Here is a 19,983-nt window from a genome sequence, read left to right as displayed (position 1 = left end):
GGCAATGCGAGGACCACACCCTCGTCTTGAACGAGTGCGGGAAGAATTGGCACGCTTGATTGGAACGCTTGAGGTGCGCCGGCGCGGCCTGCTGTATTACAAACCGAGGGCCGTCGGCCCCGGAATCCGTCGGTGCTTGAGCGCCGGAATGGCTTCGCGGACGCTGCGCAAACGGTCCTGGCTCATTTCGCCGATGACAACGCCTTCGCCCTGGGGCAGGCTGGCAACCACGTCTCCCCACGGGTCGATCAACATGCTGTGGCCAAACGTCTGCCGCTGATTGGCGTGCGTCCCGCCTTGCGCGGCAGCCAGCACATAACACTGGTTCTCGATCGCGCGCGCGCGGAGCAGGACCTCCCAATGCGCACGGCCGGTGGTTTGCGTGAATGCCGACGGCACGAGGATGAGATCCACCTGCTGCATGGCCCGGTAGAGCTCCGGAAAGCGCAGGTCATAGCAAATGGATAGCCCCACGCGGCCGAACTCCGTCTGCGCCGTGACCATTTCGGTGCCCGCAACCATCGTCCGGCTCTCGTCGATGTCGCGAGTGCCATCCAGGTAGCTGAAGAGATGCAACTTGTCGTAGCGCGCCTTGACCTCTCCCGTGGGCCCGAACAACAATGTCGTGTTGGTAACCTTTGGCGCTTGCGTGGTAGCCAGCGGGAGCGAGCCACCCGCGATCCATACGCCGTGCTGCCTTGCCTTGGCGGCCAGGCAAGCCTGGATTGGCCCTTCGCCAAACGCCTCGGCAATCGCGAACTTGTCGGTCTCGTGAAGACCGATCTGGCAGAAGTACTCAGGCAACAGGACAAGCGTGGCACCGCCGTGCACGGCTTCATCGATCAGGTTCTCCGCAACGGCAAGGTTGTCCGCCAGGCTCGGCGAAGACACCATCTGAATGGCAGCGATTTTCATTTTCCGGCTCTGCGCTTCAGTCCATTTCCGCATGTGACGTGGCGACGATCTTTCGCCAGGTCAGGGCATCGCGCTGGATCGTCTCCGCGAATTTCGCGGGGCCATCGCCAACCGGCTCGGCAATCTGCCTGGCGAAGGCATCGCGCACCTCCGGCCGCGCAAGTACCTCCTTCACGCTCTGGCTGACCTTGGACACCACCTGGGCCGGCGTTCCACTGGGGGCGCAAATGCCTACCCACCCCGTAAAGCTCAGCTCGCCCAGGCCTTGCTCGGCCAGTGTGGGCACCGCGGGAAGCTGCGGCAAGCGCTTGGCCGTCCCTATCGCGAGGCCCTTGACGCAGCCGGATTCAACGAAAGGCAACGCGGAGATGACGCTATCCATCATCAAGCTGACGCGGCCGGCGGTAAGGTCCGTATAGGCGGGCGTCGAGCCCTTGTAAGGCACGTGCTGCATGTCCAGGTTGTTCCGCATTTTCATGGCCACTGCGGCGAGATGCGGTGTCGTCCCGTTGCCGCCGGATGCGAAGTTGTACTTGCCGGGCTCGCGCCTGGCCAGGTTGATGAAATCCTTGAGGCTGTTGGCGGGAATTTGGGGGGCTGCCACCCAGATGGTCGGTGTATTGACGACATGGCTCACCGGGACCAGGTCCTTGATCCCATAGGACAGCTTTGGGTATAGCGCCGTAGCGACCGCCAGGTTCCCGGTGGAGCAAAGCAGCAAGGTGTAGCCATCCGGCGGCGCCTTGGCGACGAATCCCGCACCGATCGTGCCGCCGGCACCGGGCCGGTTGTCGATGACGAGGGACTGCCCGAGCGCCGTACTCATCGCGGCGGAGATCAGGCGCGCGACCACGTCGTTTCCTCCCCCCGCGGGAAATGGCACAACGAGCGTCACGGGCTTGGCCGGCCACTCGGCCGACACGGCAAGGGTTGGCGCCGCACAGCACAGCGCAGCGAGACTGGCGACGGCGAGGCGGGACAATTGGGGCATGCGGCATCTCGGTGACATGAGTGTGATGAAGCAACACACTTGACGAGTGAGATCGTGCCGTAAGCCGGTGCGCTGGTAAATCAAATAAAAATTACGCTCAGACAAAGAAATTTTGGCTTCCTCTTCCCCCCGCTGCCACGATGAGGTCCACGGAGCGATCCACCAGCATCTCCACGGCCTTTTGACTGTGTGTCTGCCGAAACAGCAAGCGGATGCCGGGCGCCGTTTCCGCCAGGCGGCCAACGAAGCGGCGCCCCACGGCGATCTCGTAGTCATCCGATAGCCCGATGGAGATCGTCCTTTCGTGAAAGACGTTGCCGCCAGGCGCCACCATCGAAAGGCTCTTGCGGCAGTGGTTCAGCGCTTCACTGACCACGGGCTTCAGTTCTTGCGCGCGCGCCGTGGGGCGCGTGCCACGGCCGGCTCTCTCGAACAGCGGGTCCCCATAGACGCGACGCAGGCGGCCGATCGCCGCGCTCACCGCGGACTGCGTCAGACCCAACCGGATCGCGGCGCGGCTGGCGCCGCCCTCTTCGTAGAGCGCTTCGAAGACCTTCAGCAGGTTGAGGTCCATCGCCTCGATATTTACGGCATTCATATCAGATACATCCATATCCATCTTGATTCAAGATGGCGTGGGCGTGAACATAGCGCAACCCGCTTCCCGGAGCCACACCTCATGCCCGCTGCCATCGGCGCCGCCCTCCAGATTGGTTCCTCCCCCTCGGGAGAGGCCGAAACCCTGGCTCGGATCCTGGCGTCCGAGGACAAGATCCTCTCCTCCGGCGCAAGCGTCGTCGTCATGCCGGAGGCACTCCTGGGCGGGTATCCCAAAGGCGAGATCTTCGGTACGCAGCTGGGCTATCGCCTGCCCGAGGGCCGCGACGCATTCGCCAGCTACTTCGAAAACGCCATCGATGTACCCGGCCCCGAAACGCAAGCGCTGGCGGCGCTGTCCACGCGCACGGACGCGAGCCTCGTGGTGCGGGTCATTGAACGAGACGGCAATACGCTGTACTGTACGGCTCTGTTCTTCGATCCCGCCGCTGGTCTCGCCGCGAAGCACCGCGAGCTGATGCCGACGGGAACGGAGCGCCTCATCTGGGGCCAGGGACACGGCGCGACGTTGCCAGTCTTGCAGACATCCGCCGGGCGCGTGGGCGCCGCGATCTGCTGGGTCCAGGCCTCGCCACGGCAGCTCGGCATCGACATACCGCATTGGGAGGCAGATCGCCCGCTGATCCGCGGCGGCAGCGTGGTCATTGGCCCGATGGGCGACATCATCGCCGGGCCCTTTGCTGAATGCGCAAGGCCTGGTAGCCACCGAGATCGATACCGGCGAGTTGGTGCGTGCACGCTACGACTTTGACGTGGTCGGCCATTATTCTCGCCCGGATGTCTTTTCAATGACGGTTGACGAACGGCCGAAGACATCGGTCAATTTCCAGGCCTGAGGCAGCCAGGCGGGGAAGCGTAAGCCGAAAGCCATGCGCAGGATGCCAGCCCATGAACCTTCGATTTCTTGAAACATTCGTCTGGGCAGCCCGGCTGCGCAGGATGACCCTGGTTGCGCAGCGGCTGCACGCCACCGATGCCACCATCTCCGCGCGCATCGCCGCGTTCGAAGCAGAGTTGGGCGTAAAGGTCTTTGTCCGGGAAAAGGGAAAGCAACTGTGCCTCACCCCGGAGGGCGCCGAGATGCTGGCGCCCGCGGAGGAATTGCTTGCCCTTGCGGACGCGTTCACCCACCGGTTTGCCGCAAGGGATGCCTTGCCCAGCCAGATCACCATCGGCATGAGCGGCACGGTCGCCGGGGCAATACTCGAGCCGCTGGTTGACGTACTTTATGCCAGATGGCCTGACGTCAATATCCATCTGCCATCTCTCACCAGCACCGACATTCGGCACAGGCTGCTGAGCGGCGCGCTCGATATTGGCCTTCTCCTCGGCAGCGTCAACGAACCGGACGTGGTCAATTTGAAACTGCTGGAGCTTGACTACGCCTGGGTGGCCAGCCCGCGCCTGATTCCCGGCAACGTATCGCCATCGGTCGAGGAGCTAAGACGGCAGATGTTGCTCTCGTATCCGGTCGACTCGGACCTCTTCGCCTCGGTTGCCACCTACTTTGACACGCCGCACCTGGCCGGCTTCAAGCTGAACGTTCTCAGTTCCTTGTCCGTGATGCTGCGTCTCGCCTGCGCTGGCGTTGGATACGCGGTGCTACCGGTTGACCTCATCCGCAACGAGCTCGAGACGGGAACGCTAAGAATGCTCGGGCTCTCCCGGCCGTTCCCAAAGCAGACATACTTCGCCTCCTTCATCGATCTGCCATCGGCCCCCTTGCGCCGTATCATCGCCGAGTGCATCCGCGATATTGCACGGCTGCCGTCGCCAGCGAACGAGTGATGCATTTCGCGCGCGCCGATGCGCAAGGCAGGCATCGGCCCACGCACCAGGGCAGCCGGCCGCGGTTTTCAGCGAGAAGCATAGTCTTCCTGTCTCCGGGAAAGACCCGGATGGCTATCGAACCCACATCGCCAAGGCGCAGTCATGCGTTCTCAATTGTTCTAGACGACGGTGGAAACCATGTCGCTGGTCGCCGTGGGGCTGCGCCCGTCGGTGTATGCGGCATGCCAAAGCCAGTCCGGCGCTGCCGGTTTCCATCACCGCGCTGTACAGCAAGCTCAGCCGGACCGAGCCGGGGCTGGTTCGTGCCCTGGTGCAAGGCAGTGGCCGTGCAACCGATGTTGCGCAAGCAGGCGCCATCGGTGAATAGCTAGCGCCTGCGCATTTGTGAGGGGCAGGGTGTTCCGTAGGAGGTTAGAACGCTTCCACATCCTCAATGGTGCAGCATGCCGGCTCGCGTCTGAGCACCCACAATGTGCTGAATGAACCGAACGGTAGCCGCTCTTCTAATCGTTTCATAGCCGTCCTCATCGCCAAATTTCTCATCGAATTTCGTACTTGTCCGATTGCGGCATAGCGTTTCTCGCTGCACGATACCGTCCTGGTGTTTATGAAAATCACTTGCGGATCGGTGCGCCAGCACTGGCGCAAGGCGCATCAGGTTCAAGCCTCATGGCCTTGCGTATCTTGCTACTTCACCTGCGGCGGAGCGTTTTCGCATGGGTATTCGTTTGCCATCGGCTTCCACTCGTACTGTCCGCGTGACGGGTCCGGGCATACCGGAAATCCTTGGGCGACCCGCCCTGGTTTTCTCCAAACTGTCTGGCAACGAAGGGATCTGCAGCCTGTTCGAATACGAACTGGAACTCAAGACCCCCGACGATCGCAATGCGCACTTTGGCCCCGCGGCGGATCTCGATACCAAGGCGCTGCGCGGACAGGAGTTGACGGTAACGATTGCGCTCGATGGCAGCGGCAGCGGATCGTCCGGCGGTGTGGGTGCGGGCGAGCGCGAGATCACGGGGCTTGTCACCGACGTGCGCGGCCCGATCCCGATGGGCCGGCAGATTGCCTATCGCCTCACGCTGCGCCCGTGGCTGTGGCTGACGACCCTCACCACGGATTTCCGTATTTTCCAGCAGCAAAGCGTCGTGCAAATCCTCGATACGCTGCTGTCCGACTACACCTTCCCGGTGGAGCGGCGCCTGGATGTGGCGCGCTACCCCAAGCGCGAATACCAGGTGCAGTACGGCGAGAGCGACTTCGATTTCTTCCAGCGCCTGACGCAGGAGTGGGGGATTGCCTGGCACATTGAACACAGCGAGAGCCGGCACCGGCTTGTATTGACCGATGGCAACAGCGCCTTCGCGCCCTTTGCCAGCCCCGCCTATCACGACATCCGCTGGCAGGGCACCGCCGACCGGATCGACGAAGAACACCTGCATGAGTTCGAGTTGCACGACCGGATGGTATCGGGCCAGTGGACCAGTTCGGACTACGACTTCGTCAGGCCGCGCGCCGACCTGACGGTACGGGCCTCCGATCCGCTCGATACCGCGCACGCCAACGCGGAAATCTATGCGTTCCCTGGCGACCACAGCCAGGCCGCCACCGGCAACGACCCGTGGCAGGAAGGCGACCAGATTGCCCGCATCCGCATGGAGACGCTGCGCCAGCACGGCACCCGCGCGCGTGGCCGTGGCAACGTGCGCGCCATGGTGCCGGGCTGCACCTTCCATCTCACGAATTTCATCCAGAGCGAGGCCAACCGCGAGTACCTGATTCTCTTTGCGCGATTGTGGATCGAGGAGGTGCCCGAGGCCTCGGGCGGCCAGCAGTCCTGGCGCTGCGAAGTGGACTTCACCGCCCAGCCTTCCAACGCGTTGTTCCGCCCGGAACGCACCCAGCCGAAGCCGCGCACCAACGGGCCGCAGACGGCCACCGTGGTGGGCCCCGCCGGGGAGGAGACATGGACCGACGAATACGGGCGCATCCGCGTCCAGATGCACTGGGACCGCCAGGGCAAGCGCGACGCCGACAGTTCCTGCTGGGTGCGGGTGTCCTCGTCGTGGCAGGGCGAGCGCTTTGGCGCGATGCACGTGCCGCGCATCGGCCAGGAGGTCATCGTTGAACACTTGAATGGCGACCCCGATTGCCCCTTGGTAACGGGCAGTGTGCCGAACCAGCTGAACATGCCGCAGTGGCCGATGCCCGGCCAGCATGCGCTCTCGGGCTTCGTCAGCAAGGAACTGCGCGGCGAGCGCACCAACACCTTCGTGCAGGACGACACCGAGGGCGAGATCCAGACCCAGCTTCAGAGCGACCACCAGACTTCGTGGCTGGGCCTGGGCTTTCTCACCCGTGTGCTGCGCGGCAGCGGGCGCAAGGACAAGCGCGGCGAGGGGTTCGAGCTGCGCACCGACGGACAGGGCGTGGTGCGTGCCAACGGCATGCTGATCACCACCGAGGCGCGCCGCAACGCCAGCGCCCACCACAAGGACATGGGCGAAACGCTCGAGCGCCTGACGCAGGCGCGCGGCCAGCAGGCGACGCTGGCCGAGCTGGCGCAGGAAAACCAGGCGCAGGAACGTGCCGACCAGGCCGAGGTGGCGAAGACCATCAAGGCGCAGAACGACGACATCCGCGGCAGCGGCGAGGCCGGCAGTTTCCCCGAACTGGCAGCGCCCCACTTGGTGCTGGCCAGCCCCGCCGGCATCGAGGCCAGCACGGCGCGCTCGACACACCTGGCCTCGGGCGAGCACCTGGCGCTGACCAGCGGTGGCCACACCAGCCTTGCCGTTGGCCAGCGCCTGCTGGCCAGCGTGAGCCGCGGGGTGCGCGTCTTCATCCAGAGCATGGGCTGGCGCCTGGTGGCCGCGGGCGGCGACATCGAGCTGCGCGCGCTGCAGGACAGCATCAAGCTGCTTGCCAAGCTCAATGTCACGGCCACGGCCAACCGCATCACGCTGTCGGCCAAGGAGGAACTGGTCGTCAGCGGGGGCGGCAGCGCCACGACCTACAACGGGGGCGGCATCACGCACCGCACGGGTGCGGCCTACACGATCCACGCAGGCAGCTATGCCTTCATCGGCGCGCAGACGCACGCCGCGCAGTTCCCCGACGCGCCCAAGCCGGGCAAGGGCAACCTGGAACTGTTCAACCACTACGCCAACCGGCGCGGGATCCAGGGCGGCGACTTCCGGGTCGAGGACGCGCTGGGCCAGGTGACCGTCGGCAAGCTCGACGCACAGGGTTTCGCGGTTGCCAGCGGCATCGCGCCAGGGCCCGCCAAGGTGGTCTTTGGCATCGACCCGGCGGACACCTGGGCCGAAGGCAGCTACGTCGCCGAGCCGACGTGGCCGCCGGCGCAGGCGCTCACCGGCGGCGTGCCGGCGCCGGCTGCGAACGCCCTGGCCAGCCAGTTGCTGACCACCACCAGGCAGGCCACGCAAGCGGTCCAGGGGGCGCAACAGGTAGCGCAACAGGTAGCGGGGGCGGTGAAGGCCGGGCCCGCCGCGCTCGGCCTGTCCGGTGTGCAAACGCTGCTCGGCGCCATGCCGGCGCCAGGCACGCCGGCGCTGGCCAAGGCAACGCAACATCCCAGGCTCCCCTCCCTGCACACGCCCGGCTTCGCCTGAGCGACGCGCCCCCTTCACTTCCCCCTTCACGTCTTCGCATTGAATCCATGGCAGACCCGACCCCCGCAGCCAAGCCGCGCGAGCCGCAATCCGCAGTCGCCCCCCTGAACACGATCGCCGTCGAGGACGTCGGCAAGGGCGCCGCCAAGGTCGATGCCTGGCTGCAAAGCGCCAGCGGCGGCGTGGTGACGCTGGCGCGCATCAAGATGGTGGCGGGCGGCCTGCCGGTGGTGGGCAACATCATGGCGCTGGTGGACGCGCTGGGCGACGTGATGACGCTCGCGCGCAGCAAGTCGCGGCACCTCGTCGACTGGGTGAGCCTGGGCATCAACCTGATCGGCGTGCTGCCCGCGCCGCCGACCATGGCGGCGGCGCGCATGAGCCTGCGGCCCACGCTGGCGCTGGTGCGCCAGGAGCTGCGCCAGAGCGCGAGGGCCGTGCTGGGCGATGGCCTGATCGACGTGCTGGTGGGGCACCTGAATGCAACCATCGTCGGCGAGATCGACGACTTCGTGCAAAAGGCGCAAGGCAAGCTGGCCGGCATCCTGGACGACGCCGGCGTGCTGGGCGAGAAGATGACGCTGGAGATCGCCAGCGGCCTGGAGCGGGCGGCGCTGGGCAAACTCGACGCGGCGGGGAACGCGCAGGCGGCGGGCAAGCAGGCCCGCACCGCCATCAAGCAGATCGTGAACGATCCCAAGGCGGCCATCGTCAACATCTTCGGTGCCGCGTGGAACGTCTACAAGGCGGCCGGGAAGGCCGCCGCGAATACCGCGGTCAGGCTGGCCGTGCCGGACGAAGTCCAGCGCAAGGTGGTCGCCAGCGCGGCCGAACTTCGCCAGATGGGGCCGCTGCTGCGCGCGCAGATGGCCCAGCTCGGGGACCCGGCCGCGCAGCAAAGCATTGGCTGGCTGCTGGCGGTGCTGGCCCAGGCGGTGGCGCGCTGGCGCAAGAAGATAGGCGCCGGGCAAAGCACCAACGTGCCTGCCCGTCAAACCGGCGAAGCCAGGAAGCGGGCGCACGACGGCGAACTGGGCACGGTCAACAACCAGGCGCCGGCCAAGGGCGCGCCCGGTTGCAAGAACTGCCCGGCACCAGCCGGGACCGGACCCAGCATCAGCTTTGCCACCGGCGACGAAACCCTGTCGCACACCGATTTTGTGCTGCCGGGGCTGTTGCCCATCGCATGGACGCGCACCTACCGCTCCAGCCTGGCCGCCTATGACCACGGCGAATCCGGCGCGCGCTGGATCACGCCCTACACGACGCGTTTTGACATCGTCAAGGACGGGGTGCTTTACCACGGCGCGGACGGCCGCAGCCACGCTTATCCGTTGCCGGATGTCGGCAAGTTCCACCATGATCCCATCGAGGACGTCACCCTGGTGCGGGTCTCGGAGCAGACCCTGACGCTGGCGCGGGGCTTCGAGAGCCAGGAAGCGTACCAGCGCCACGGCCAGCGCTTCCGGCTCACCGGCATCACGCTGCGCAGCGGCGCCGGGGTGGCGCTGCACTATGACCATCGCGTGGGCGGTGACGCGGCGGGTGACACGGTACTCTCGGAGGTGATCGCCTACCAGGGCGAGACCGTGCTCGCCCACGTCGGCATCCGCCTGGATGACGCGGGGCGCATCGCCGAGCTGTGGCAGATCGCAGGCGGCCAGCTGGTGCGCCAGCTCACGCGCTACACCTACGACGCCGCCGGCGATCTGGTGATGGCGCAGGATGAGCATGCCGCGCACTGGGACTACACCTACCGGCACCACCTCGTCACCCGCTACACCGACCGCACCGGGCGCGGCATGAACCTGCAGTGGCTGGGCGATGGCCCGGACGCCCGCGCGGTGCGCGAATGGGCCGACGACGGCAGCTTCGATACCCGCCTGGCGTGGGACGAGAACATCCGCCTGACCTACGTCACCGATGCGCTGGGCAACGAGACCTGGCATTACTACGACATCCTCGGCTACACCTATCGCATCAAGTACCCCGACGGGCTGTCCGAATGGTTCTTCCGCGACGATGCGAAAAACGTCGTCAAGCACGTGCACCCGGATGGCGCGGTCGAGCGCTATGCCTACGATGCCAACGGCAACCTCGTCGAGCACATCCGCCCGGATGACAGCGCGGTGCACTACGCCTGGGACGACAAGAACCAGCTCATCAAGATCCGCGACGCCGAGGGCGGCCTGTGGCAGCGCGATTACGACCTGCACGGCAACCTGACCGAAGAGATCGACCCATTGGGCCACAAGACGGCGTACGCCTACAACAAGGCGGGCCTGCTGGTCGGGATCACGGACGCCAAGGGCGGCATGACGAAACTGGCCTACACCCCGTCGGGGCAGCTTGCCAGCTACACCGACTGCTCGGGCAAGACCAGCGCCTGGAAGCACGGCGAGCGCGGCGAGCTGATCCGGTTCACCGATGCGGCGGGCGCCATCACGCAGTACCACTACGAAGCCGGCCAGCTCGCCCGCATTGTTCACCCCGACGAGCGGGTGGAACGCTTCGAGCGCGACGCCGAGGGGCGGCTGCTGGCGCACACCGACGCGCTGCACCGGCGCACCGTGTGGCGCTACAACGACGCGGGCCTGATTGCCGAACGCACCGACGCCGCCAACCAGACGCTGGGCTACCAGTGGGACAAGCTAGGGCGGCTGGCTGCGCTCACCAACGAGAACGCCGCCAGGACGGCGTTCCAGTACGACCCGGTGGGCCGGCTGTTGCACGAGACCGGGTTCGACGGCAAGGCAACCCGCTACCACTACGATCCGGCCAGCGGGGTGCTTGTGCAGGCCACCGACGCTAACCTGTTGTTGACGGCGTTCGACTTCGACGCATCGGGCCGCCTGACGCGCCGCCGCGCCGGCCTGCAGGACAAGGAAGGCATGGTCGCCGAGCCGCAAGTGGAAATCTTTGCCTACGACGGCAACGGGCGCTTGATCCTGGCGGAGAACGCCGACAGCCGGCTGCAATGGTTCCACGACGCCTGCGGCAACGTGACACGCGAGCACCAGCACTACCTCTGCCTGAAGACGCCCCTGGTGGCCGTCTGGCGGCATGAGTATGACGCGCTGAACCAGCGTATCGCCACCGTGCGCCCGGACGGGCACCGAATCGGCATGCTGACCTATGGCAGTGGCCATGTGCACGGCATGATGCTGGATGACCGCGAACTCGTGCAGTTCGAACGCGATAACCTGCACCGCGAAGTGTTCCGTACCCAGGGCAACCGGCTCGCGCAGGAACAGGCATACGACCCGGCCGGGCGGCTGCTGGAGCAGACGCTTTCGCAAGCGGATCAAGCCCGGGGCGGCAAGCGGATGGTGCACCGGCGGTACTACTACGATGCAGCGGGGCAACTCTGCGGCATCGGCGACACCCGGCGCGGTGAGTTGCAATACCGCTACGACCCGGTGGGCCGGCTGCTGAGCGCCAACAGCGCGCTTGGCGAAGAAACCTTCGACTTCGATCCCGCGGGCAACCTGCTCCATGACCCCACCACGCGCACCTTCGCAGCCGACCCGGCGCGCGGCAGGCCCGAGTTCCACAGCCGCCTGTCGGGGCGGCCGAGGCTGGTGGACAACCTGCTCAGGGAATATGCCGGCACCCACTACACCTGGGACGAGCGCGGCAACCTGAGCGAACGCGTGACCAACGGCAAGGGGGAACGCTTCATCTGGGACAGCTTCAACCGGCTGGCGGGTTACCACAATCCGGAACTGGAAGTGCGCTATCGGTACGATGCGCTAGGGCGGCGGCTCACCAAGTTGTCGTCAGCCATTTACTTCGAAAACGCCTTCGATGGCTCGATCTACCGGCGCAACGAGCGGGCGCGGCGGAACAAGGAACGCGGCTGCGCCTTCACCATGTACGGCTGGGACGGGGATCAACTGGCATGGGAAAGCCGCCAGGAGCCGGAGGCGGGCGTGGGGGATCATTTCCGGGTCATTGCGGGCGCGGCACGCACCACGCACTATTTGTATGAGCCGGGCAGCTTCGTGCCGCTGGCACAGGCGGTGCGCCGCGCAGCCATCACCCTGCCAAGGCAGCCAGTCTATGCGGAGGACTATGATCTTGACGAGGATCCACTGTGGACGCAGGCCATTGAGCCACTGGCGTTTGATGCGATCGCATGGTACCAGTGCGATCACCTGGGTACGCCGCAGGAGTTGACCGACGAGGCGGGCGAGATTGCGTGGAGTGTGCAGTACAAGGCGTGGGGTGCGGCGCAGGAGGTGATAACAGATGCGGCGCGCAAGGCGGGGATTCATAACCCGTTGCGGTTCCAGGGGCAGTATTACGATCATGAGACGGGGCTGCATTACAACCGGCATCGGTATTATGATCCGGTGTCGGGACGGTTCGTTAGCAAGGACCCGATTGGGTTGGCTGGCGGGATCAACGTATATCAGTACGCGCCGAATCCAGTGGGCTGGATCGATCCGCTTGGATTGACCCGTTGTCCGTGTGATTGTGAAAAGGTTCTCGCAAATATGCGAGCGAATGGTCGGGCGTACGGTTCAAAGTCGGGAACGCCCGCAGACGGCCATCACATTATCCAACATGCCGCAGTGCCAGTAGGTACGGAAGGGTACACCTATACTGGAGCACCCGCTGTTCAACTGGACGGGCCTTCTACACAAGTGGGCTCGGAGCATTACGCAGCGACAAATGTGCAGCGACAAGCCGGAGGGGGAACGTATGCCGCCGAGCGCAGAATTGGTTACAAGGCGCTCCGGCGAGCTGGTCTTACTCCCCAAGAGGCGAGGTGTCTTTTTGCAGCGCACGTTGATCCGTATTTCGAAAACCTCGGGTTCAATGGAAACACTCCAATGCGAACCGTGAAGAATCGGAGATAGGAGATAGCATGGAACGTAAGTTGGCGGACTATCCGATGCATGTCCCATTGGTGAGGCACATCTACGATGAGCTGATCCATGACCACTTTGAGGAGCTCGTAAGCAAAGGTCTCGCTGCACCAAGTACAGCATCGGAGTACAGAGCCGCGCTGAGAGCCTGCTTGGGTGGGGAGGCGATTGCGCCGATCCCGGATGAGGAACTAATGGATGGGTATGTATTTGAAATTGACGGACATAAATCGGACGGGCTATCAATCGAGGTACCCATCTTCTCGGACGAGGGGCGCTCGGACGCTTTTATGATCCTTCGAGTGAAGAAGGACAAGACTGCGCAGCCGACGCTGTATTTGTACGACATACTGGTGCCGTGAAGCGGGCGCTGGAGAACGAAATAGACGAGCCTGCACTAAAACCGGCATCGTTATTACGATCCGGGCAGCGGGCGGTTCATCTCGAAGGATCCCATTGGGCTGGCGGGTGGCATTAACGTCCACCAATATGCGCCTAATCCGACCGAGTGGGTTGATCCGTTAGGATTGTGGCCAGGGCAGCCTAGACGTTCGAATGGCCGGTTTGGCTCGGGCCAGAACCCGAACAAGCCCCCACTACCGCCAAAGGGATGCGACCTTCACGGCAATGATCTGGACAGCAAGGTGCCGGCGATTGGCTACATATTGCGAGACCGGACAACAGGGGAAATCCTCAAGTATGGGGAAACCACTCGCGGCAAAGCAAGATATACGGATCAGTATCTCAATAGTGAGAACGCAATCCCTGTGGCAGCAGGTACCAAGCGAGAGATGCACTGTTGGCAGCATAAGAAAATTCTGGAGTACAAGGCCGCGCATGGCGGCGAACGGCCACGTCTGAACAAAAATGACTATTGAGGAGCGGAAATGAAATTGTGGATATCAGGAGAAACGGAGGATGACATTGCGGAGGATTACAGAAAACGGTTTAATATAATTGAGCCGGAAGTTAACAGGGTACTGGGTGATCTGTCGTTTTCCGATGATATGGAAAGGTGGTCGTTTATCGCCATCATTCTTTCTGAAAAATTCTTGGACGCATATCCAGAGATAGTACGAAGGTCGTTGAAGCGACGGACGCTGGAATTTCGCCTGCACATTCTTCACGCTGAGTTCAAGCAGGCTAGCCCTGGAAAGCAGATGACGATGATCTTCGACGCGTTGAACCGGTCTGTTGATCTGATGTCGAAGCTCAAAGTCTCACCAGAAAGTCAGCAGAAGCTCAGGGCAGCGCTGGCGCAAGCTCGTCGTAGTTTGTTGGCAGAATGATGGCCTCCGGGAGTAACGCATGATGGACGGCATTGCTTGCGTCGGCGATATGACCGACCACGGTGGCGTGGTGCTGGAGGGATTCGCTGGCACCAATCTGAACGGCAGGCAGATCGCCGGACGTGGCCACATGGTTTCGTGTCCCAAATGCAAAGGCGTGTTTCCGATCAGCGAAGGCAACCGTGCCTACACCATTGGTGGGACGCCGGTCGCGTTACATGGAATGAAAACGGCGTGCGGGGCCACTCTGATCGCCGGCAATCCACTTGCCCAGGTGCAGCGCTAGCGTTGAGGTATGTCAGCGGGGCGTTTCAAGAAATCTGCCGGAACCCACTACCGCTGGGACGAGCGCGGCAACCTTACCCATCGCATGACCAACGGCACGGGCGCGCGCTTTATCTGGGACAGATTCAACCGACTGGTGGGCTACTACAATCCGGAGCTGCAAGTGCGCTACCGGTACGATGCGCTGGGGCGGCGGCTCAGCAAGTCGTCGTCGGCCGTCTACTTCGACAACCCCCATGACGGCAAGGGCTACCGGATCAACGAGCGGGCGCGGCTGAACAAGGCACACGGCTGCGCCTTCACGCTCCATGGGTTGGATGGCGACCAGTTGGCGTGGGACGAGAACATCCGCCTGACCTACATCACCGACGCGCTGGGCAATGAGACCCGGTGCTACAACGACATCCTCGGCTACACCTATCGCATCAAGTACGCAAGTAGCCGGGGCGCTTCCAGGCACAGGGAGAGGCCGGCCACTTGAAAGAGGATGCGCCACCCACGCTATACTAGGCATGTCGCTGCAACCACAGCGACCCGGGGTGAGAGCCGGAGCAAGAGGGCCCGAGACCATCACGCAGAGGAGAACGCCCCGTGGCTAAGCACACCCGCTTCCGTATCACCGCCGAACAAACCGGCTCCGCCCTCTTCCTCACCACGCATTTCCCCTGCCAAAGCCCCTTGAGCGCTGCCGCCGAAAAGGCCGCGCAACTCCACAGCCTGCTGTTCATGCTCAGTGACTATGCCGCTTGTAGCGACACCTTTGGCGCATTGAATCCGGAGTTCCAGAGCGACGTGCTGTCGCTGGCAGCCGGGATTGCACGGGAAGCGCAGGTCATGAGCGAGCTGGCGGCGGGCCATAGGGACGAGGCAGGCTGAAGCAGGGGCCACCGGCAAGAAGACCGCAACCTGCTCCATGCCCCGACCACGCGCATCTTCGCCACAGACTTGCTGGCGGCTATCGCCCAGGCGCTGCCTTAACGCGCCCAGGGCGCATCCACCTCCGTCCTCACGCCATAGCGCTCCAGCCCCTTGGCATGCAGCGCCGGAGAAATCGACCGCAGCGCGGCAATCGCCACGTGGTAGCGGTCGATCTCGAAGAAGCGGCGCAGCGCGGCGCGCGTGTCGCTGCGACCGAAGCCGTCCGTGCCAAGCGCGGTGAACGGCGCGCGCAGGTACGAGGCGATGAGCTGCGCATAGGCCCGCACGTAGTCGGTGGCGGCAATGACCGGGGTAGCGCCCGGCAGCGAGCGCTGCAAATGGCTTTGCGTTTCGCCGCCGCTGGCGAACAGGCTGGCGCGCTCGCATTCGCGGGCGTCCCTGGCGAGCTCGGAGAAGCTGGTCACGCTCCAGATCTCTGACTTGATATCCCAGTCGCTTGCCAGCAGGTCCGCGGCGGCGATGACTTCGCGCAGGATGGCGCCCGAGCCGAGCAGCCTCACGCTGGTGGCAGCGCCTTCGGGGCCGCGCGTGCCGAAAAGGTACATGCCCTTGATCACGTCGTCGTGCGCGTCCTCGCGCAGCGGCGCCTGCACGTAGTTCTCGTTGTTGACGGTCAGGTAGTAGAACTCGTCGCGCTGCGCTTCCAGCATGCTGCGCGCGCCGTGGTGGATGATGACCGCGGCTTCGCTGGCGAAGGCCGGATCGTAGGCGCGGCAGTTCGGCACCGTGGCGGCGATCAGCTGGCTGGTGCCATCCTGGTGCTGCAGGCCTTCGCCGGCAAGCGTGGTGCGCCCGGCTGTGGCGCCGATCAGGAAGCCGCGCGCGCGCTGGTCCGCCGCCGCCCAGATCAGGTCACCGACGCGCTGGAAGCCGAACATCGAGTAATAGATATAGAACGGCAGCATGGCGACGCCGCTCACGCTGTATGACGTTGCCGCGGCCGTCCACGACGCCAGCGCGCCCGCTTCGGTGATGCCTTCTTCCAGCAGTTGCCCTTGCTGGCTTTCCTTGTAGTACAGCATCGAGCCGGCATCTTCCGGCTCGTAGAGCTGGCCCACCGGCGAGTAGATGCCGATCTGCCGGAACAGGTTGGCCATGCCGAAGGTGCGCGCCTCGTCGGCCACGATGGGCACCACGCGCGGGCCGATGTCCTTGTCCTTGATCAGGTTGGTGAACAGGCGCACCACGCCCGTGGTGGTGGAGACGGCGCGCTCGTCCGGCTCCATGGCGAAGCGACCGTACTGCATCAGGTCGGGCATGCGCAGCGCGGGCGCGGTGCGCGCGCGGGCTGGCAGGTAGCCGCCCAGCGCCTGCCGGCGCGCATGGAGGTAGGTCATCTCCGGGCTGTCGTCAGCCGGCTTGTAGAAGCGCAGTTCCGCCACGGCATCGTCGTCCAGCGGCAGCGCAAAGCGGTCGCGGAAGGCACGCAGCGCGTCAATATCAAGCTTCTTCTGCTGGTGCGCGGTCATGCGGGATTCGCCCGCTTCGCCCATGCCGTAGCCCTTCTTGGTCTTGGCGAGGATCACGGTGGGCTTGCCCTTGTGCGCCTGCGCATCCTGGAACGCGGCGTACAGCTTGCGAAAGTCATGGCCGCCCCGGCGCAGCGCATCGATATCCGCGCTGCTCATGCTGGCGACCAGGGCCTTGAGCTCGGGGTCGGTGTTGAAGAAGTGGGCCAGGTTGTAGTCGCCATCCTTGGCCCCGAGGTTCTGGTACTCGCCGTCCACCATCGCAGCAAAGCGCCGCAGCAGCGCGTGATTGGTGTCGCGCGCAAACAGCGCATCCCACTCGGAACCCCAGACCACCTTGACGACGTGCCAGCCGGCGCCGCCAAACAGCGCCTCCAGCTCGTGGATCACCTGGCCGTTGCCGCGCACCGGGCCATCGAGCCGCTGCAGGTTGCAGTTGATGACGAAGGTGAGGTTGTCGAGCTTCTCGCGCGCCGCCAGCGAGAGCGCGGCAAGCGACTCCGGCTCGTCCATCTCGCCATCCCCGAACACGCCCCACACGCGCCGCGCAGCGGTATCGGCAATGCCGCGATGCCCGAGATAGCGCAGGAAGCGGGCCTGGTAGATGGCGCTGATCGGGCCGATGCCCATGGAGCCGGTCGGGAATTGCCAGAAATCCGGCATCAGCCAGGGATGCGGATAGGAGGAGAGGCCACCGCCGCCGGTTTCCTGCCGGTAGCTCGCCAGTTGGGACTCGGACAGCCGCCCCTCCAGGAAGGCGCGTGCATAGACGCCCGGCGCGGAATGCGGCTGGAAGTAGACCAGGTCGCCCTTGTGGTCCCCATCGTCGGCGCGGAAGAAGTGATTGAAACCCACCTCGAAGATCTCGGCGGCGGAGGCATAGCTGGCAAGGTGGCCGCCAAGTTCGCCGTAGGCCTTGTTGGCGCGCACCACCATGGCCAGCGCGTTCCAGCGGATGATCGAGGTCAGCCGCTGCTCCATGGCAAGGTCGCCGGGATAGCGCGGCTGCTCGCCTACGCCGATGCTGTTCTGGTAGGCCGAGTAGGGATGCGCCCGTTCGCCAAGGCCGAGATGGCTGGCATGCTCGGCAAGGCGCTCCAGCAGGAAGCGCGCACGTGGCGCGCCGCCGGTGCGAAAGACGCCGGCCAGGGCGTCGAGCCATTCGCTGGTTTCCTCAACGTCGGGGTCGTGCCCTTCGCCAGGGGCAATCTGGATGGCGGCTGTCTTTGGCAGGGCATGCATCGCGGTCTCCGTGGGCTTTGTTCTTCTTTATTGGATTGTAGGGAGGAGACCGCGGCAGAAGCTGCCGAATTGGCAGGCGACACCGGCCGCCGGCAGCGTAGCGTGCTGCGGCTGGGCCGCTGGCAGCGCAACGTGCCGCGGGGACGGGCACGCCGGCTGCAAGTGGTGGCAGATGGGCTTGGCGTATCGCCGGCGCGCCTATCGATTGCCCGGGCGCGGCAAAACCCGGCGGGGACGATGATCATGCCGGGTGCTTCCAGCGTGGCTCAACGCAAAGCGCGCCTGATGAGGCGGGTACTCAGCACCCTCAAACTGCAATCAGTGGGACTGACCGGACCTGATGCATCCGGTGCAGTTGCCCGAAAATTACTTCGCCGTCGGCATGGCGAACTCGGCGCCCTTGCCGATGCTGTCGGGCCAGCGCTGCATGACCGACTTCTGCTTGGTGTAGAAGCGCACGCCTTCCTCGCCATACGCGTGGGTGTCGCCAAACAGGCTGCGCTTCCATCCGCCAAAGCCGTGCCAGGCCATCGGCACCGGGATGGGCACGTTGATGCCGACCATGCCGACCTGGATGCGCCGCGCAAACTCACGCGCCACGCCGCCGTCGCTGGTGTAGCAGGCCACGCCGTTGCCGAACTCATGGTCGTTGACCAGTTGCACGGCCTGGGCAAAATCCTTCACGCGCACGCAGCCCAGCACCGGGCCGAAGATTTCTTCCTTGTAGATGCGCATGGCGGGGGTCACGTTGTCAAACAAGGTGCCGCCCGTGAAGAAGCCCGCTTCATGGCCGGGCACGCGGCAATCGCGTCCGTCCACCACCAGCGTGGCGCCTTCCTCCACGCCGATGCCGACGTAGCCTTCGATCCGCTCCAGGGCCTGGCGCGTGACGATGGGACCCATCTCGGCCTCGGCGTTCATGCCATTGCCGATCACCAGTGCCTTCACGCGCTCGGCCAGTAGCGGGAGGATCTTGTCCGCGACATCGCCCACCAGCACGGCGATCGAGATCGCCATGCAGCGCTCGCCGGCCGAGCCGTAGCCGGCGCCGATCAAGGCGTCCACGGCTTGTTCGATGTCCGCGTCGGGCATGACCACCAGGTGGTTCTTGGCGCCGCCGAGCGCCTGCACGCGCTTGCCGAAATGCGCCGAGCGCTCACTGATGTACTGGGCGATCGGGGTAGAGCCGACAAAGCTCACTGCCTTGACGTCAGGATGTTCGATCAGTGCGTCGACCACGACCTTGTCGCCCTGCACCACGTTGAACACGCCGGCCGGCAAGCCGGCTTCGGTCAGCAGATCCGCCATGAACAGGCTGGCGCTGGGATCGCGCTCGCTGGGCTTGAGCACAAAGGTGTTGCCGGCCGCCAGCGCGATCGGGAACATCCAGCACGGGACCATGCAGGGGAAGTTGAACGGCGTGATGCCAACCACCACGCCCAGCGGCTGGCGCAGCGTCCAGTTGTCCATGCCGGTGCTGACCTGGTCCGTGTAGTCGCCCTTGAGCAGTTGGGGGATGCCGCAGGCAAACTCGATGATGTCGATGCCCCGGGAGACTTCGCCCTGCGCGTCGGAAAAGACCTTGCCGTGCTCCGCCGTGATCATCGCCGCGAGCGTGTCGCGATTCTGGTTCATCAGTTGCAAGAAGCGTTGCATGACCCGCGCGCGGCGGATCGGGGGCGTGTCCGCCCAGGCCGGAAAGGCCGCGGCCGCAGCGGCAACCGCGGTGCCGGCTTCGTCGACCGAGCCCAGCGCCACGGTGCGCGCGGCGGCGCCGGTGGCGGGATTGAAGACATCCTGCGCGCGTCCGCTGGCGCTGGCAACCCGGCTGCCGTTGATGTAGTGGCCGAGCTGGCCGCCTTCGGTGTATGCGATGGGAGTCTTCACGTTGCTGCCTTCAAGGAAAGAGAGGGATTAGCCAATGCGACGAGTGTA

At 64.7% G+C, this 19,983-nt stretch carries 14 protein-coding genes and 2 pseudogenes; 10 read left to right on the top strand and 6 right to left on the bottom strand.

Annotated features, from left to right (window positions below; translation table 11 throughout):
• Nucleotides 1–96: 96 nt before the first annotated feature.
• From AC1Q7Q_RS23470 to AC1Q7Q_RS23460, 3 genes are all read right to left on the bottom strand, one after another.
• Nucleotides 97–915 carry a carbon-nitrogen hydrolase family protein gene (locus AC1Q7Q_RS23470; RefSeq protein ID WP_492371765.1) on the bottom strand — a complete coding sequence of 273 codons (819 nt, stop codon included), beginning with the start codon at nt 913–915 and terminating at the stop codon, nt 97–99.
• Between the two features lie 16 nt (nt 916–931).
• On the bottom strand, nt 932–1,906 hold the full coding sequence (locus AC1Q7Q_RS23465; protein ID WP_492371766.1) for a Bug family tripartite tricarboxylate transporter substrate binding protein: 975 nt from the start codon (nt 1,904–1,906) through the stop codon (nt 932–934).
• A 97-nt stretch (nt 1,907–2,003) separates the two neighbouring features.
• Nucleotides 2,004–2,504 (bottom strand): LysR family transcriptional regulator, encoded by a 501-nt coding sequence (locus tag AC1Q7Q_RS23460; protein ID WP_492371767.1) that lies wholly within the window; start codon nt 2,502–2,504, stop codon nt 2,004–2,006.
• A gap of 81 nt (nt 2,505–2,585) precedes the next feature.
• On the opposite strand from AC1Q7Q_RS23460, the pseudogene AC1Q7Q_RS23455 reads away from it, so the two are divergent.
• Both AC1Q7Q_RS23455 and AC1Q7Q_RS23450 read left to right on the top strand, forming a co-directional pair.
• Nucleotides 2,586–3,360 (top strand): annotated as a pseudogene (locus tag AC1Q7Q_RS23455) (nitrilase-related carbon-nitrogen hydrolase).
• A 52-nt stretch (nt 3,361–3,412) separates the two neighbouring features.
• Complete coding sequence (locus AC1Q7Q_RS23450; RefSeq protein WP_492371768.1) at nt 3,413–4,312, top strand: LysR family transcriptional regulator; 900 nt, start codon at nt 3,413–3,415, stop codon at nt 4,310–4,312.
• A 433-nt stretch (nt 4,313–4,745) separates the two neighbouring features.
• Here AC1Q7Q_RS23450 and AC1Q7Q_RS23445 read toward each other — a convergent pair whose 3' ends face one another.
• On the bottom strand, nt 4,746–4,979 hold the full coding sequence (locus AC1Q7Q_RS23445; RefSeq protein ID WP_492371769.1) for a hypothetical protein: 234 nt from the start codon (nt 4,977–4,979) through the stop codon (nt 4,746–4,748).
• A 52-nt stretch (nt 4,980–5,031) separates the two neighbouring features.
• Between AC1Q7Q_RS23445 and AC1Q7Q_RS23440 the strand changes: the two genes are divergently transcribed.
• From AC1Q7Q_RS23440 to AC1Q7Q_RS23405, 8 genes and pseudogenes are all read left to right on the top strand, one after another.
• Complete coding sequence (locus AC1Q7Q_RS23440) at nt 5,032–7,950, top strand: type VI secretion system Vgr family protein (protein WP_492371770.1); 2,919 nt, start codon at nt 5,032–5,034, stop codon at nt 7,948–7,950.
• Between the two features lie 47 nt (nt 7,951–7,997).
• Nucleotides 7,998–12,815, top strand: a complete 4,818-nt coding sequence (locus AC1Q7Q_RS23435; protein WP_492371771.1) for an RHS repeat-associated core domain-containing protein — start codon at nt 7,998–8,000, stop codon at nt 12,813–12,815.
• 8 nt (nt 12,816–12,823) lie between these two features.
• The gene (locus tag AC1Q7Q_RS23430) at nt 12,824–13,186 is read left to right on the top strand and encodes a hypothetical protein (RefSeq protein WP_492371772.1); all 363 of its coding nucleotides are present in this window, start codon (nt 12,824–12,826) and stop codon (nt 13,184–13,186) included.
• A 39-nt stretch (nt 13,187–13,225) separates the two neighbouring features.
• A pseudogene (locus tag AC1Q7Q_RS23425) lies at nt 13,226–13,354 on the top strand (RHS repeat-associated core domain-containing protein); the annotation flags it as partial.
• Between the two features lie 357 nt (nt 13,355–13,711).
• Nucleotides 13,712–14,113, top strand: a complete 402-nt coding sequence (locus AC1Q7Q_RS23420; RefSeq protein WP_492371773.1) for an Imm44 family immunity protein — start codon at nt 13,712–13,714, stop codon at nt 14,111–14,113.
• Nucleotides 14,114–14,132: 19 nt separating this feature from the next.
• A complete protein-coding gene (locus tag AC1Q7Q_RS23415; RefSeq protein WP_492371774.1) occupies nt 14,133–14,399 on the top strand; it encodes a PAAR domain-containing protein in 267 nt (88 codons plus the stop codon).
• Nucleotides 14,400–14,408: 9 nt separating this feature from the next.
• On the top strand, nt 14,409–14,879 hold the full coding sequence (locus tag AC1Q7Q_RS23410) for a hypothetical protein (protein ID WP_492371852.1): 471 nt from the start codon (nt 14,409–14,411) through the stop codon (nt 14,877–14,879).
• A 110-nt stretch (nt 14,880–14,989) separates the two neighbouring features.
• Entirely contained in the window at nt 14,990–15,274 is a 285-nt protein-coding gene (locus AC1Q7Q_RS23405) for a hypothetical protein (protein WP_309404538.1), read from the top strand.
• A 98-nt stretch (nt 15,275–15,372) separates the two neighbouring features.
• Here AC1Q7Q_RS23405 and mdeB read toward each other — a convergent pair whose 3' ends face one another.
• Both mdeB and AC1Q7Q_RS23395 read right to left on the bottom strand, forming a co-directional pair.
• Nucleotides 15,373–18,048 (bottom strand): alpha-ketoglutarate dehydrogenase, encoded by a 2,676-nt coding sequence (gene mdeB / locus AC1Q7Q_RS23400; protein ID WP_492371775.1) that lies wholly within the window; start codon nt 18,046–18,048, stop codon nt 15,373–15,375.
• A gap of 366 nt (nt 18,049–18,414) precedes the next feature.
• Complete coding sequence (locus tag AC1Q7Q_RS23395; protein ID WP_492371776.1) at nt 18,415–19,935, bottom strand: CoA-acylating methylmalonate-semialdehyde dehydrogenase; 1,521 nt, start codon at nt 19,933–19,935, stop codon at nt 18,415–18,417.
• Nucleotides 19,936–19,983 lie beyond the last annotated feature (48 nt).

This window comes from Cupriavidus sp. GW823-FHT07A04, from assembly GCF_058794615.1.
This window is presented reverse-complemented; position numbering and strand designations above follow the sequence as displayed.